This window comes from Pygmaiobacter massiliensis (assembly GCF_900199435.1).
Taxonomy (GTDB): domain Bacteria; phylum Bacillota; class Clostridia; order Oscillospirales; family Ruminococcaceae; genus Pygmaiobacter; species Pygmaiobacter massiliensis.
The window spans coordinates 1059763-1075338 of sequence record NZ_OAML01000003.1 but is presented as its reverse complement, the minus strand read 5'-3'; the positions used below and the strand labels follow the sequence as shown (position 1 = coordinate 1075338).

At 48.6% G+C, this 15576-nt stretch carries 11 protein-coding genes; 3 read left to right on the top strand and 8 right to left on the bottom strand.

All coding sequences use genetic code 11. The features are described from left to right. Positions 1-107 precede the first annotated feature (107 nt). From C1A11_RS09685 to C1A11_RS09645, 8 genes are all read right to left on the bottom strand, one after another. Complete coding sequence (locus C1A11_RS09685; protein WP_102050269.1) at positions 108-788, bottom strand: response regulator; 681 nt, start codon at positions 786-788, stop codon at positions 108-110. Continuing rightward, positions 781-2391 (bottom strand): sensor histidine kinase, encoded by a 1611-nt coding sequence (locus C1A11_RS09680; protein ID WP_102050268.1) that lies wholly within the window; start codon positions 2389-2391, stop codon positions 781-783. Before C1A11_RS09680 ends, C1A11_RS09685 begins: the two co-directional genes overlap by 8 nt. A gap of 546 nt (positions 2392-2937) precedes the next feature. Next, the gene (locus C1A11_RS09675; protein ID WP_102050267.1) at positions 2938-4140 is read right to left on the bottom strand and encodes an FprA family A-type flavoprotein; all 1203 of its coding nucleotides are present in this window, start codon (positions 4138-4140) and stop codon (positions 2938-2940) included. Between the two features lie 36 nt (positions 4141-4176). Beyond that, a complete protein-coding gene (locus C1A11_RS09670; protein WP_102050266.1) occupies positions 4177-6081 on the bottom strand; it encodes an acyl-CoA dehydrogenase family protein in 1905 nt (634 codons plus the stop codon). 446 nt (positions 6082-6527) lie between these two features. Beyond that, positions 6528-7400 (bottom strand): carbohydrate ABC transporter permease, encoded by an 873-nt coding sequence (locus tag C1A11_RS09660; protein WP_102050264.1) that lies wholly within the window; start codon positions 7398-7400, stop codon positions 6528-6530. 2 nt (positions 7401-7402) lie between these two features. Beyond that, positions 7403-8362 (bottom strand): carbohydrate ABC transporter permease, encoded by a 960-nt coding sequence (locus C1A11_RS09655; RefSeq protein ID WP_102050263.1) that lies wholly within the window; start codon positions 8360-8362, stop codon positions 7403-7405. 95 nt (positions 8363-8457) lie between these two features. Then, complete coding sequence (locus C1A11_RS09650) at positions 8458-9852, bottom strand: ABC transporter substrate-binding protein (protein WP_102050262.1); 1395 nt, start codon at positions 9850-9852, stop codon at positions 8458-8460. Between the two features lie 69 nt (positions 9853-9921). Continuing rightward, positions 9922-10929 carry a LacI family DNA-binding transcriptional regulator gene (locus C1A11_RS09645; protein ID WP_102050261.1) on the bottom strand — a complete coding sequence of 336 codons (1008 nt, stop codon included), beginning with the start codon at positions 10927-10929 and terminating at the stop codon, positions 9922-9924. Positions 10930-11523: 594 nt separating this feature from the next. Here C1A11_RS09645 and C1A11_RS09640 point away from each other — a divergent pair. The 3 genes from C1A11_RS09640 to C1A11_RS09630 are packed head-to-tail and all read left to right on the top strand — an operon-like array spanning position 11524 to position 15547. Continuing rightward, positions 11524-13956: a glycoside hydrolase family 94 protein gene (locus tag C1A11_RS09640; protein ID WP_102050260.1), complete on the top strand. Its 2433-nt coding sequence runs from the start codon at positions 11524-11526 to the stop codon at positions 13954-13956. A gap of 58 nt (positions 13957-14014) precedes the next feature. After that, positions 14015-15370: a GH1 family beta-glucosidase gene (locus tag C1A11_RS09635; RefSeq protein WP_102050259.1), complete on the top strand. Its 1356-nt coding sequence runs from the start codon at positions 14015-14017 to the stop codon at positions 15368-15370. A 48-nt stretch (positions 15371-15418) separates the two neighbouring features. Then, entirely contained in the window at positions 15419-15547 is a 129-nt protein-coding gene (locus C1A11_RS09630; RefSeq protein ID WP_102050258.1) for a sporulation transcriptional regulator SpoIIID, read from the top strand. The last annotated feature ends 29 nt before the right edge of the window (positions 15548-15576 follow it).

The following is a 15576-nucleotide window of genomic DNA, read 5'->3' as shown; positions in this document are numbered from 1 at the left end:
GCTCTTTAGTATAAAAAGGTAGGCCGAGTTTTTCAATTTTCTGTAACTAATGTAGGTCTTTTGTAAGTATTGTAATCAGTTTTTGTGTATTTTTTTGTTGGCGTTTGTTACCGAGAGCGGTATTTTATAGAAGGCCGACCCCCTGTTTGGTAGTCAATGGTGCTTGCAATCTCGTGTGTTTCTACAAGATAATTCATATATCGGCGTATGGTAATGCGTGAAAGATGAATCTGTTCTGCAATCTGTTCGCTGGTGTACATCGCGGCAGGATTTTCTTTTAAAAAATTGCGAATCAGTCCCATTGTAGCATCGTTCAGCCCTTTGGCAAGTGTCGCCGTCGCCGCCGGCGAGGGTTCTGCCGGCACCCATAGCCGATCAATATCTTCTTGGTTTAAACACATTTTTGAGTTCCCCAACAGCGACTGCGCCTGACTGAATTTATTGAGTGCCGCTTTAAATCTGCCGTATTCAAACGGCTTTACCAGATAGTCAAAAACGCCACGACTCATTAAGTCACGCACAATTTGGGTGTCATTTGCCGAGGTTACCATAATAATAGAAGGCGCTTTGCCCATCTGGTGCAGCTGGTCAATAAACTCTCCGCCGTTCATCAGCGGGGTGTAATAATCCAAAATAATCAGCTGGGTATCCCTTGTTTTCAGGTATTCCAGCGCATCGCAGCCATTTTTAAATACTTCTTGCACCTGAAAGCCGGGGGTGTTTTCTATGTATTGTCGATTAATGGCGGCTACCATGGGATCGTCTTCAATGATGATTACCCTATACATGGTTCTTTTCCTCTCTTGTAAAGGTCAAGGTAAAGCAGGTTCCTTCGCCCGGTTCGGTGTCTATTTCAATCTTTCCATCGTTTGCTTTAACGATGCGCTGCACCAGATACAGGCCCATGCCGTGCGTTTGCCCTTTGGTTGAAACATTTTTTTCAAAGATATGGTCTGCAACCTCGGGGCGAATCCCCCCACCGGTATCTTCGCAAACCAGAATATTGCAGTCTGGGCGGCAATAGATGCCCAGCTTGATTTCTTTAATTTCACGGTCACTGCCGCTCAGCTCTTCAATGGCATTTTCCAGCAGATTTCCGGTAAGGGTAATCCAGTCATCTACCGGCAGCAGCATATCCTGCTCAATGCAGCAGCTGTCACCAGCAAGATTGAGCAAAATACCCAGCTCTGCCGCATGCATCATTTTGCCGATGACTAGCGCACAAAGCTCGGAATTGCGAATCAGCTCTGCCGTTTGGCAAATCAACTGGCCGGAAACAAGGTTACTATTAACGATAAAACGAATTGCCTGCTGGGTCTGCCCTGTTTCCAGATAGCCCAAAATAACATGCAGCTTATTCGAAAACTCGTGGTTGAATGAGCGCAGTGCATCCAGCATACTGCGTGCGCCAAACAACTCGTCTGACACCCGCAGCATTTCGGTTTTATCGAACAAAATAGTAAGTACACCCTGCACCTTGTTGTCTTCTGTATGGATAGGAATCTCGTTGGCCAGCACCGTGTGCCCGTTGATAATCCAAGAGCGACGGTGCTCCGGCTTACCCGTTTCGATAATGGTGGTCTGGCAGGTATCCGGGAAAAGCTCTTGCACTTGCATCCCAACCAGCGTTTCGGTGTCAGGGAAAAAGTTTACGGCCGCGTGGTTTGCGAAAATAATGATGCCTTGTGGGTTTGACGCCACGAGTCCCTCTTCCACAGCGCCCAGCACTTCATCTTGGCGCAGATAGCGACGTAGCAGCTCTTCCGGCTGAAATCCCATCAACGATTTACGAAGCGAGCGTAGAATGGCATTGGTAAGCACAACGCTTGCCAGCAACATAACACCCAAAATACAAAAATGCACCAGTAAAATGCTGCGGTGGCGCGCGGTAAGTCTGGCGCTGAACACCGACACCATAACGTAACCGATGATTTTTCCATCTGCACCTGTAATTGCGTGGAAAGCCCTGCGCTGGTTGCCCTTGCTACCATAGCCGGTTGTAACATAAGGCGCACTGCCCTCTAAAATCTGCTTTTCGTCTCCATCAAGGTACGAATCACCGGTTTTTTGGCGGTCTGTGTGGTAAAAACGCAAGCCGTTCTTATCGCAGATAACCGCTACATTGATATCCGGAATCGTATCACAAAGCGAATCTACCGCCTGCTTCACCTGTGGGTCAGGATAGCCTTCCTCCAACATCGTCACCACACCGGGAAGCATCGCGATATAAGCAGCCGTACCACTGATGATGGCATCGGTATCTTTTTTCTGCCGGGTCACGTCGTAATAAAGCGTTACCCCGAGAGAAAGCAGGATTACTAGAGTAGAAAGTAGCAAAAACGCCGAATGCAATTTGCGCTCCAGCTCTGTTGTTTGCTTTTTTTGCGTCATTCGCTTTCCTCCCCGGGTTGTCTTTTTATGATGTGTCGTTATAAGATACCGCTACCCGGCGCTGCATAAAAAAGTCTACCAAATACATCTATGTTATATTATGTTATATAAGGTAAGCAGAAAAAATACTATTACAAATGGGCGTAGTAGCCCATTATCCCTATTTTCAAATTTCATTATAGCTTTTCCAGTACTTTTTTCAATCGATTTACGTCTGTTGAGATAATCTTAGCTGCTTTTTTCCGCTTTTCTCGCTTTTGCATAGAAATTGTGCCATTTATTTGTCACGAATAGCACCCAAAACTGTTCTGGCACTTTTGCTCTACCGCAAAAAAATAAAACCACTCGGCCAAAAGGAACAGGCCAAGTGGTTTTATATTTGGAGAAATTTATAAGGCGATTGTTCTGGAGATTATATGAGGCGTGCTGGAGCACCGGCACAAGAAAGAGGTTCTGCGTTCTATTCTTATTGCGAGCAACCCGTTTGCGAAAGGCTACTCTTCCTTTTAGAATGCTTCAGCCCGTCATATCAAAAGATAAAGGTGGCTATTTCATCGAATCCATCAAAGCATTTGCCAGTGATTCAAGATCCGGCAGATTGTTTTCGTTCATAGCAGAAGCCATGGTCACGCCGTCGGAAAGCACATTCATACCGCGCATATTTTCTTCGATGAAATCGCGCATCAACGTGCCGGATTTGCACGCCCAAGAGCCATTTTCAATGATGCCAACTGTGCGGTTTTGCAGGTGAAGAGCCTGCATATCCATCAAGTAGTTGTGCATTACCGGGTAAATGCCCAGGTTGTAAGTTACCGATGCCAGCACGATGTGGCTATAGCGGAAGGCTTCAGCAATCAGGTACGATACATGTGTTTTGGAAACGTCATACATCACCACGTTGGTCATGCCTTTTTCTACAAGGCGGGCTGCCAGTGCGCCAGCAGCAGATTCGGTATTGCCATACATCGAAGCATAGACAATCATCACGCCTTTTTCTTCCGGCTCATAGCGGCTCCATTTGTCGTATTTGTCTAACAGGTAAGCAAAATCAGAACGCCACACCGGTCCATGAAGGGGGCAGATAATTTTGATATCGATGGTGCTTGCTTTTTTCAGCAGCGCCTGCACATGGGGGCCGTATTTTCCCACGATATTGGTGTAGTAACGGCGTGCATCATCAATCCAGTCGCGGTCAAAATTCAGCTCATCGTTGAACAACTTACCATCCAGTGCACCAAAAGAGCCAAACGCGTCTGCGGAAAATAAAACGCCGTTGGTGGTGTCAAAGGTAACCATTGCTTCCGGCCAGTGGACCATTGGCGCCGCAACAAAGGTAACCGTATGTTTGCCAAAGCTGCGGGTGTCCCCTTCTTTTACCTCAATGGTGCGGCCCTCGATGGAAAAGCCAAATTGCCGCATAAAGAGGAACGCTTTTTCGGTGCTGATAATTTTCACTTTCGGGTAGCGCAGCACAATTTCTTCAATGGAAGCACCGTGGTCGGGCTCCATGTGGTTGATGACGAGATAATCCAGTGCGCGCCCGGCGAGCAGATGCTCGACGTTTTCAATCAGCTGGCGGCTGGCGGACCAATCCACCGTGTCAAACAGCACGGTGCTTTTGTCCATCAGCAGATAGGCGTTGTACGAAACGCCGCGAGGAATCGGATGGATATTTTCAAACAGGGTCAGCCGGTGGTCATTGCCGCCTACCCAGTAAAGGTCATCGGTCACTTTGCGATAGCAATACATAGTCAATGCCTCCTTGCATCAATTGTACCGTCTTTATTAGACGGGGATAAACTCACTTTTTGCTTCGCCGCAGTCGGGGCAAATCCACTCTTCGGGCAGCGCGTCAAACAAAGTGCCAGGGAAAATGTCGTTCTCGGGGTCGCCCAAAGCAGGGTCATACTCGTAACCACAGCCATTGCAGGCATACAGCGGGTAGCTGGGGGCAGCCTCTTTGGGTACCGAGCGTTTCATTTTCACCATCGGGGGCGCAGGCAGTTTTTCTTCGCCATTATCCAGTGCCGCGGTCAGCAGGGGGAGAATCTCTTCTACGTCCCCTACGATGCCGTAATCGGCATTTTTAAAGATGCGCGCATTGGGGTTGTTATTGATTGCTACGATAGTGCTTGCTTCTTTGATGCCTTTTAAGTGTTGGCCTGCACCAGAGATGCCGCAAGCGATGTAAAGGTTTCCTTTGAACTTCTGCCCGGACATACCAACATAGCGGTTAAGGGGCACATATTGCAGCGTTTCTGCCACAGGGCGCGAAGAGCCAATGGCTGCACCTGCCGCTTTGGCGAGTGCTTCTATTAGTTTCATATTCTCTTTGGGGCCGATGCCCTTGCCAGCGCTGACGACACGCTCTGCCTCTACAATGGGGGTGTCAAGAGGAATGCCAACCGTAAAATCGTAGCCGTCTTTTTTCAGTGCTTCTACAAGAGTATTGACACGCTCTTCCGCGGTTCCCTCTTTGAGCATCACCTTTTTGCGGGCACCGGTCTCCGGGCCTTTTGCTTTTGCAAATGCGACCTGCTCTTTCGGCATCTTGCCGATAATGTGAGAGGCAATCACGACACGCTGAATCTCATTGGTGCCCTCATAGATAGTGCAAATCTTCGCATCGCGGTAAGCGCGCTCAACTTCCATACCTTTGAGGTAGCCGGTGCCGCCGAAAATCTGCACGGCGTCATTGGTAATTTCCAGTGCAATGTCTGAGGCATACTGCTTTGCCATCGCAGATTCCAAACCATACGGCTCATGGTTCTCTTTCAGCTCGGCTGCGCTGTAAATCAACATTCTTGCACAGCGCAACTTGGTGGCCATATCCGCCAGTTTAAACGCGATAATCTGCTGCTGACAGATAGGTTTGCCAAACTGAACACGCTCTTTCGAGTACTCGAGTGCATGTTCATAAGCCCCCTGCGCAATTCCCAGCGCCTGTGCGGCAATGCCGATGCGGCCGCCATCCAGTGTTGCCATTGCAATTCTAAAGCCCTGGCCTTCTTTACCGAGCAGATTCTCTTTCGGTACTTTTACATCGTTAAAAATCAGCTCGGCCGTAGCGGAAGAACGAATGCCCATTTTGTCGTAATGATCGCCAAAGGTAAAGCCTTCCCAGCCTTTTTCCACAATAAAAGCACTGATGCCTTTTGTGCCAATATTCGGCGTGGTAACGGCAAACACAACATAAATATCTGCTTTACCGGCATTGGTGATAAAGATTTTGCCGCCGTTGAGTAGATAGTGGTCGCCCTCCAGCACTGCGGTGGTTTCTGTTCCGCCCGCGTCACTGCCGGCGTTAGGCTCTGTTAATCCAAACGCACCGATTTTTTCGCCCTTTGCCAGCGGCACGAGATATTTTTGTTTTTGCTCTTCGGTACCAAATGCGGCAATCGGATACGAGCCTAGCGAAGTGTGAGCCGAAAGGATAACGCCGGTACCGCCGTCTACACGAGAAAGCTCCTCTACTGCGATGGCGTAGCTTAAAACGTCCATCCCTGCCCCACCGTATTCTTTGGGGTAAGGTAAGCCCATCAGCTCCAGTTCTCCCATCTTTTTGACAGCCTCAGTGGGAAACTCATTCTGCTGATCCAGCATAAATGCAATGGGTTTAACTTCTGCCTCTGCAAAGGCCCGAACCTTTTCGCGCAGTGCCTCGTGAACTTCAGTGGTTTGAAATAACATGACAGAACCTCCTTTAATTAAATGAAAAATCGAACGCCTTCGATAACTATACTTGTTTGGTGTAGTTTCAGTATAGTCTTTTTTATGGTTCTGTCAATGGCCTTTGGGCTGTTTTTCAAAAGTTTGGGAAATTAACCCAAACGTTGCTTCGTTTTCTGGCATTATGCCAGTTTGCGTTTTAAGGTACCGCTCTTATCCGCTCTTTTTTCTCTTGCTTCTTATTTATAAAGGCTCGGTAGAAGAGATCCAAATAAAAAACAAGGGTACTATCGCCTTTCGCAATAGTGCCCTTGTTTTAATTGAGTTTATGCCCTGCTTCTATATTTCTGATTTTATCCAGTTTTTTTGCTTACGTTTCTCTTTCGCAAATTGATAAAGCATTTTATAACGCCAGCAGCTAAAAATCATCGAAAGAGCCAGTGCTCTGTGAAAGCCAGACAATACGTTTATCCTTTTACGCCGCCCAGCGCGACGCCGCCCACAATAAACCGCGAGAGACACAGATAAACAATAACAACAGGAAGAATTGCCAGCGCAATTAGCATATATACTTGCCCTAAGTCAAATTTCAGCCAGTCTGCACTGCGCAGCTGTGCCATTAAAATGGGCAGCGTTTTCATGTTTTTGTTGTCAATCAGCAGCGAGGGAATAAAGTAATTGTTCCAGTTTGCAACAAAGGTAAAAATGGCTTGCACCGCAATGGCGGGTTTTGTCATTGGCAGTACAATACGGTTAAAGGTGGCGAATTCGCCGGAACCGTCAATGCGCGCCGCTTCGATAATCTCCAACGGCAGGTTGCTTTCCATATACTGCTTCATAAAAAAGAAAGTCATCGGTGCCGCAATGGTGGGAACAATCAGCGGAATAAAGGAATTGCGCAGCCCCCAGTTGTTCATTAAGCTGATGAAACCAAGTGCAGAAACCTGTGTCGGCACCATCATAATAAGCAGGATAAATTTAAACGCTGCATTGTTGCCTTTAAACTGATAGGCATGGATACCATATGCAGTGAGCGTCGAAAAGTAGACGCTGAGCGCTGCGGAACCTGTAGCCACGATAAAGCTGTTGAGCATGCCGCGCAGCACCGGCATCTCGCTGGAGCTCATTACATTGTTGAGGTTAGCCATCAATGCACGGCCGGGCAAAAACGAAAAGCCTTTTTGAATATCGTAATGTCCGCGGGTCGCGTTGATAAAAAGCACGTAAAAGGAGAAAAGTGAGAGAAGCGTCAGCAAAATCAACACCGTATAAGCGATGACTCTGCGCAGCGTTAATGTACTGCGGCCTTTGCGAATGCGCACTGCCTGTGTATTACTCATATTCAGCGCTCCTCCTTTCGCGTATTAAAACGGAAGACCAAAAAGCTCAGAACCGCAGCGATGATAAACAACACAACCGACACAGCACCTGCCATACCGTAGTTTTTGCTGAACAAATGATTGTTTAAGTACATCACCAGCGACATACTTGTGCGGTCCGGCAGGCCTTTGCCGTTGGTCAAAATCTGCGGCACGTCAAACATCTGAATGCCACCGATCATGCTGGTGACAACCACATATAGCAAAATGGGACGAATAAGCGGAAGTGTAATGGAGAAAAACTGTTTGGTACTGGAAGCGCCGTCGATTTCCGCCGCCTCGTAAAGCCCCGGGTCTACGCCCATGATGGCCGCCATCAGCATAATGGTGGTATTGCCGTACCACATTAGAAAGTTCATGAATGCCACCAAGCCGCGGTTGCCCGCGGTGGTTGCGAGCCACTGGTAGGGCCTTGCCGCATCCATCCAGCCAAGGCTGATAAAGATGTCATTGATAGGACCTTTATCAGAAAACAGCGTAAAAAACAGCATTGCAAAAGCTGAGGCCATAATGATATTAGGCATGTAGATAACTGTTTTAAAGAACCCGCTGCCGCGAATATGCAGCCGCACGTCGGTAAACCACGCCGCTAGCAGCAATGAAAAAACAATCTGAGGAATAAAGCCGAGAATCCACATGATGAGCGTATTTTTCGCGTACATCACAAGGTCTCCGTTAGCAAACAGAGTTTTAAAATTTTCGAACCCTACAAAGTTGGGGCCGATGAATTTTAAGCCGCTGCGATAATACTCAAAAAAGCTATAATAAAAAGTAGACAGCAGCGGATAAAGCGAGAATACAGCATATACAACAAAGAACGGTGCAATAAAATAGTAGCCCCATTTTGCATAGCTGATGCTCTTGCGGTTTCTCTTCAGCCTTGGCTCCACGGTTTTTTCTGCCGGTGCTGTGGTTGCCTGCATAATATCACCTCGTACCTTGTTGCATCAGATGGTTGAATAAAACCGGGCGGGCGCTTGCCCGCCCGGTTTCGGTGTTATAAGAACAACTCGTTTAATTAGCCTTTCAGCTCGGGGTATTTTTCCTGTGCGGTTTTGATAAAGTTTGCATATGCAGTATCTTTATCTACGGTGCCGTTGAAGTAATCGTGGTATGCAGTTTGGAAGCTCTCGTTCAGGCCTTGGTCGTATGCGGTGCATTTATCCATGACAATTTTTTCTGCGGAATCATACATTGCGCCGTAAACGTTCTGGCCACCAAGGAAATTGGAGCCAAAGCTGGTATCTTCAGCAAGTGCTTTCATTGCGGTTTTGTTGTTCGCAAACTCGTTGACGTCTTTCGCCAGTTTGGTTGCGGTATCAGCATTGCAGCACATGGTCTTCATCATATCAGCAATCAAAGCGGTGTTATCAGAGCCTTCTGCTGCACACATCCAGGTACCGCCCCAGAAATAGCCCTGCGGGCCAGCGCAAGCCGCCCATTCGCCGTAGGTGCCGTTGCCCAGCTCTGCTTTGCCACCGTCTGCTTCACTGGTTTCCATGGTGTAGCCTGCCAGGCAGTAGTCGATGAACCATGCCGGTCCAAAGTAGCAGAATGCTTTGTCGGTAGCGCCTTTGGACCACTCAGAACTCCAAAGGTTGCCTTTTTCGTTGTAGCCTTTGTCGGTGTACTCTTTTGTCTGCTCCACCCACTGGGTAATGGCCGGGTCAACATTGATTTTGTTATCGGTTACCCAAGGTGCAGAAACGTTATTGGAGAATACGCGGTAAGTATCGTCGAAGCCGGGCAGCATTTTGTAGCCTTTGGCAGAAAGTTTTTCTGCAGCTGCGTCAAATTTATCCCAGTCGCTAACAAGTTTCTGAATCTCTGCGGGGTCATCGGTGCCAAAAACATCTTTCGCGATGTCGCGGCGGTAAAGCATAACGCCCGGGCAGCCCTGCCAGGAAATGCCGCGCTGTACGCCGTCTTCGCCGGTTACAACATCACGAGTATACTGGAACTGATCTGCCATATCGGCATCGGTCAAGCCTACATCCTGCACGCTCATTGCAACACCTGCATCGGCAGAGGTGTATTTGAGCGCGTAGTCTGCCTCGATGAGGAAGAGGTCCACTTTTTGGTCATCTGCTGCGGTGGATTGTTTGAGCAGCGCTTCATCCAGCGCGTTTTGGTATGCATTGTTTTCATTGGGGGTAATAACCCACTCCACTTTGGTGTCGCCAATCATCTGGGTATCTTTGTTGTAATCAGGATAATATGCTTCCACACGGGATTTGAACTCTTCGTTCCAGCAGTAAACGCGCAGGACCTTGCCTTCTGCGGGGGCCGCCTGAGAAGAGGCGGTGGAAGAAGCAGGAGCTGCGGTAGATGCGGAGCTGGCTGACGCGCCACACCCGGCGAGCAACGAAGACGCCATGGCCAATGCCATAAGAACTGCAAGTGCTTTTTTCATGTAAATATCCTCCTTTAAAAATGAAAACCTGTCGGTTTACAAAACTGTTTCACGTCCTGATCGAGGCGCTTACAGCTGCTTTACCGACCTGCCTTCTTGAAGGCTGCCCTTCACAAGGATACGTTCCGGCAAAGTAGTCTTTGGCCGCTCGATAGAATCGATCAAATGGATTGCCGCTTCCCTGCCAAGGGATTCGGTGTCCTGCTTATAGGTGGTCAGTTTGGGTCGTACCACCTGGGAGAGATAAATACCGTCATATCCAACTGCGGATATGTCCTCCGGTACGGTAAGACCGGTTTCTGTAATTGCATTAAGTCCGCCAATAAAAGAAAAATCGTCCGGAAAGAAGATGCAGGTGGGTCGCTTTTTCAAGGCCAATAATTCTTTTGTTACCTTGGCGCAGGTTTTGGGGTCATGGTATAACCCTTCCCGCACATATTCGTCTGGCACTTCCAGGCCTAGCTCATAACAGGCTTTATAAAAGCTAGCCAAGCGGTTTTCGGTAACCGATGTTTTTTCACCGTGAATAAAAGCGATGCGCCGATGCCCTTTTTGATAGACATGCCGCACCAGCTCTGCCATGCCGGTGATATTGTCTGAGATAATGGTTGTTTTGCTGTTAAAAACGTGATCAATGGTGACAACCGGAAGATCACTTTCCATCAATTCCAGCACTTGGGGATCTGAAAAATCCACACTGGCTACTACTGCTCCATCTACCCCACGGTAGCGGCAATGCTCCAGATAGGTGGTAGGTCTGCCCCCGATATTGTGATTGATAAAGGTGATGTCGTATCCCCGCTGCTCTGCCTCTACTTTAAAGCTATCCAGCACAGAGGAGAAATACTCGTGAGTTAAACCGCTCATTGTTTCGTCTACAAAAAGAACCCCCAAATTATATGTACGGTTCGTTTTCAGTGCACGAGCGGCGGAATTAGGCATATAGCCCATTTCGTCCGCTACCTTGCGGATGGCTGCACGGGTTGTTTCGCTGATGTCACTGTAACCGTTCAGCGATTTGCTGACCGTGGCAGCTGACACCCCGCACCGTGCAGCAATGTCTTTGATGGATACCATGTGTTTTCCTCCCTTGGGATATATGAAAATCATAAAAATGCAGAAATCGTTTTCTGTTCTAATTATACTCATATCCATCTGGAGGAGCAATAGTTTCACTTAATCGTTTTCGCAATTAAAGATTAACGCACTCTGCATCGTTTTTCAATAGTTTTTTTGAAATATTTGTGTATAAATCCAATTTTTGGCACTTCCAATAGAGCCGTCTTAAGTTTTTTGGGCATTTTGAAAGGCTAAATGGGTCGAAAAACATGATAATTGCGAAAACGTTTAAAACCATTTAACATTACATTAATACGTCAAAATTATTTCATTTTTCTGCTTTCGTTTCTCTTCAAATGCAAGCATAGCGACGACTTTTCTCGAAAGAAGCTTTTCTTCTAAAATGCTTATCGCTCAGTGGATAAGCATTTTGCACAATATCAAACTTGTTTTTTCAGCAGTGTTTTCTCAAAATCTTCTTGCAAATCTGTTCGGCGTGCGGTATCTTAAAGACATAGGTTCTCCTTTTCAGTTAAAACTTAAACGTTTTCGCAAGCGACAGGTTTTCCCGTTAATATGAGCGGGGTACGCTGTAAAAAGGAGATATGAATCATGCAATATGGACATTTTGATGATGGAAATCGGGAATATGTGATTTCCACCCCTAAAACTCCACTTCCCTGGATTAATTATCTGGGCAGCGAAGATTTTTTTAGTTTAATTTCCAATACTTCAGGCGGGTACAGCTTTTATCGTGATGCCAAATTAATGCGGTTGACACGGTATCGCTACAACAATGTGCCCTGCGATGCAGGCGGCCGTTATTTTTACATCAAAGACGGCAATACCGTGTGGAACCCAGGCTGGCAGCCGGTACAAACCGAACTGGATGCTTACGAGTGCCGGCACGGGCTTGGCTATACTGTGATTACGGGCGAGAAACAAGGGCTGCGCGCAGAACAAACCTCTTTTGTTCCACTCGGCACAGCCTGCGAGGTGGATCGGCTGGTGCTTACCAACACCGGGTGCGAGCAAAAGAATTTTTCGCTTTTTGGTTTTGTGGAGTTTTGCCTTTGGAATGCCGTCGATGATGCTTCCAACTTCCAGCGCAATTTCAATACCGGCGAAGTCGAGGTGGAGGGCAGCACAATCTATCATAAAACCGAGTACCGCGAACGCCGCAACCACTATGCAGTTTTCTCCGTCAATGCCCCGGTAGCAGGTTTCGATACTTCACGCGACGCATTTTTAGGTGACTACCGCAGTTTTGCAAACCCACTTGCCGTAGAGCAAGGCCAATGCACGGAAAGCATTGCCCACGGCTGGGCACCGGTAGGCGCATTGCAATTACAGATAACGCTGGCCCCGGGCGAAACAAAAAGTTTTAATTTTGTGCTTGGCTACATAGAAAATCCCGAAGAAGAAAAATGGGCTGCACCCGGCATTGTAAATAAGAAGCGAGCAAACGCGTTGCTTGCAAAATTTGAAACTGCACAGCAGGTGGAGGACGCGCTGACCGCACTGCGGCAGCATTGGAGCACCCTGCTCTCTCGTTTTACACTCACCTCGCCCGACCAAAAACTTGACCGGATGGTGAATATTTGGAACCAGTACCAGTGCATGGTAACTTTTAATATGAGCCGCAGTGCAAGCTATTACGAAAGCGGTATGGGACGCGGTATGGGATTTCGCGATTCCTGCCAAGATCTGCTGGGCTTTGTACATCTGATTCCCGAGCGTGCACGCGAACGCATTCTCGACATTGCCGCCACCCAGTTTGCAGACGGCAGCGCATATCACCAATATCAACCGCTAACCAAACGCGGAAATCTGGATGTGGGCAGCGGTTTCAACGATGATCCTCTTTGGCTGATTGCCGCAGTTTACACCTACCTTTGTGAAACAGGCGATTTTTCCATCCTCACCGAATTGGTACCATTTGATAACGATGCTACTCTTTCTGCCCCGCTTACGGAGCACCTGCGCCGCAGTTTTGATTACATCCCCTCTCACTTGGGTCCGCATGGCCTGCCGTTGATTGGCCGTGCAGACTGGAATGATTGTTTGAACCTGAACTGTTTTTCTAAAGAGCCGGGAGAAAGCTTCCAGACCTGCGCGAATTTTGAAAGCGGCAAGGCTGAAAGTGTATTTATCGGGGGCATGTTCGTAAAATACGGGCATGCGTGGGCAGCAATTTGCGAAAATCTGGGGCTTGCTGAAGAAGCCGCTGATGCTCGGACGAAAGTTGCCGAGATGGAAACTGTATTGCTGCATGCGGGTTGGGACGGCGCATGGTTCCGCCGTGCATATGACGCCTTTGGTGCGCCGATTGGAAGTGCTGAGTGCACCGAGGGACAGATTTTCATTGAGCCGCAAGGTATGTGCGTTATGGCAGGCGTAGGCATCCAGAATGGTTGTGCCGCAAAAGCACTTGCCAGGGTAAAGGAGCGGCTGGACACAAAATACGGTATCGTACTGCACCAGCCAGCCTATACAACTTACCAGCTGAACCTTGGCGAAATCTCTTCCTACCCACCCGGCTATAAAGAAAATGCCGGCATCTTTTGCCACAACAACCCTTGGATTTCTTGTGCGGAAACTATGCTGGGGCACGGTGACCGCGCCTTTGAGATTTACCGCCGCACTTGCCCTGCTTATCTGGAAGAAATCAGCGAAGTGCACCGCACCGAACCCTATGTGTACAGCCAAATGATTGCGGGACGCGATGCTGCAACCTTCGGAGAAGCCAAGAATAGCTGGCTGACCGGCACGGCTGCCTGGACCTTCGTGAACGTCAGCCAATATATTTTGGGCATTCAGCCTACATTAGATGGCCTGCGGATTGACCCTTGTGTACCGCGCAATTTAACCACATTTTCTATCGTTCGTTGCTATCGCGGTGCAGAATACCATATTAAAGTTGACAACAGCACCGGCGCTGAAAAAGGCGTGGCAAAGCTGATTTGCAATGGGGTTGAGTGTTCGGACGTACTGCCTGTTGCCCCCAGCGGCAGCCGTGTGGATGTTTTGGTAACCATGGGATGATTTACAAAAAGAGCCTGTTCGCTCAAAGCAGGCTCTTTTGTTTTAGGAGGATTTTGTTATGCCATTTCCAAAAGATTTTGTATGGGGTGTCGCTTCGGCTGCCTATCAAATCGAGGGTGCGGTCAGCGAAGATGGGCGGGGCGAATCGGTATGGGATGCCTTTTGCCGTCGTCCAAATGCCGTTGCAAACGGCGAGAGCGGGGAAGATGCCTGCGATAGCTACCACCGTTATGCCGAAGACATTGCACTTGCGGCAGCAATGGGCGTTTCCGCTTATCGTTTCAGTATTAGCTGGGTACGGATTGACCCATTGGGCGATGGTAACATTAATGCCGCAGGCCTCGCCTATTACGGCAAGGTAGTAGACACTTGCATTCGTGCCGGCATCACTCCCTATGTCACCCTCTTCCATTGGGACTTACCGCAGGCACTGGAAGAGACCGGCGGCTGGGCAAACCCCAAAACTGCGGAGCAGTTTGCCTGCTATGCGCGGGCGGTCGGCGCCTACTTAAAAGGTAGGGTGCACCACTACTTCACGCTTAACGAACCCGAATGTGTGCTTCAGCTGGGCTACGCTTGGGGCATTCATGCACCCGGCAAAAAGATGCCGCTGCCCGAGGCTTTTGCACAACTGCATGGCATGCTGCGTGGGCACGGGCTGGCCGCTGCTGCTTTGCGCAGCGAAGACCCCTTCGCCGAAATTGGCATTGTTACCACCGGACGACTTTGCTACCCGGCCACACCATCACAAGCTGATATTATCGCTGCCCGCAAGGCAACCTTTATTCTTTCAGACATTGACTGGATGTTTACCCATAACATCGTGCTGGACGCGGTGTGCTTTGGCCATTATCCCGAATGCAGCGGTACGCTTGGCGATTGTATCGCGCGTATTCCTCGAAAAGAACTGGAGGAAATAAACTTTAAACCCGACCTGATTGGACTAAATATTTATAATGGATGCAAGGTTTTGGCAGATCCGCAGGGCGAGCCTGTTTACGCCCAGCGAGAACGCGGCTTTCCGCTTACTGCGACCAAATGGCCTGTTACGCCCGAAGTAATGCGCTGGGGGCCACGTTTTATCGCAGAGCGTTACGGCCTGCCTGTTTGCATTGCGGAGAATGGGCAAAGCTGCAATGACCGCATTTTTCTAGACGGTAAAGTGCATGACCCTGACCGCATTGATTTTCTGCATCGCTACCTCTTGCAGCTGCGCGCCGCCTGTGAAGACGGTGTGGATTTGCGCGGCTATTTCGCCTGGTCCCTGACCGATAATTTTGAGTGGCACTGTGGCTATGGGGAACGCTTTGGGCTTGTCTATATTGATTATCCCTCACAAAGGCGCATCCCGAAAGACAGCGCACACTGGTTCGCACAAGTGACAAAAACAAACGGAAACGCGCTACCGTCTTAATGTCTACCGCATCCAATTGGACAAACGGGCTGTTAGGAGTGAGTTACAGTGAAAGGTGACCCTGAAGAGCGCGCTATTGCGCTAGGAGAATATATCGTCAAAATAGGCGAAACGGTGCGTAATGCAACTCCCGTATTTGGCATTTCCAAATCTACCGTACACACAGATGTTTCTTAATATGCAAGTGACTGCACTCTTTCAAAACA

What these genes read in the sequence shown, in the direction of transcription:
- C1A11_RS09680 (WP_102050268.1), bottom strand. Translation starts at nt 2,391, where the DNA reads ATGACGCAAAAAAAGCAAACAACAGAGCTGGAGCGCAAATTGCATTCG.
- C1A11_RS09655 (WP_102050263.1), bottom strand. Translation starts at nt 8,362, where the DNA reads ATGCAGGCAACCACAGCACCGGCAGAAAAAACCGTGGAGCCAAGGCTG.
- C1A11_RS09685 (WP_102050269.1), bottom strand. Translation starts at nt 788, where the DNA reads ATGTATAGGGTAATCATCATTGAAGACGATCCCATGGTAGCCGCCATT.
- C1A11_RS09635 (WP_102050259.1), top strand. Translation starts at nt 14,015, where the DNA reads ATGCCATTTCCAAAAGATTTTGTATGGGGTGTCGCTTCGGCTGCCTAT.
- C1A11_RS09645 (WP_102050261.1), bottom strand. Translation starts at nt 10,929, where the DNA reads ATGGTATCCATCAAAGACATTGCTGCACGGTGCGGGGTGTCAGCTGCC.
- C1A11_RS09640 (WP_102050260.1), top strand. Translation starts at nt 11,524, where the DNA reads ATGCAATATGGACATTTTGATGATGGAAATCGGGAATATGTGATTTCC.
- C1A11_RS09660 (WP_102050264.1), bottom strand. Translation starts at nt 7,400, where the DNA reads ATGAGTAATACACAGGCAGTGCGCATTCGCAAAGGCCGCAGTACATTA.
- C1A11_RS09675 (WP_102050267.1), bottom strand. Translation starts at nt 4,140, where the DNA reads ATGTATTGCTATCGCAAAGTGACCGATGACCTTTACTGGGTAGGCGGC.
- C1A11_RS09650 (WP_102050262.1), bottom strand. Translation starts at nt 9,852, where the DNA reads ATGAAAAAAGCACTTGCAGTTCTTATGGCATTGGCCATGGCGTCTTCG.
- C1A11_RS09670 (WP_102050266.1), bottom strand. Translation starts at nt 6,081, where the DNA reads ATGTTATTTCAAACCACTGAAGTTCACGAGGCACTGCGCGAAAAGGTT.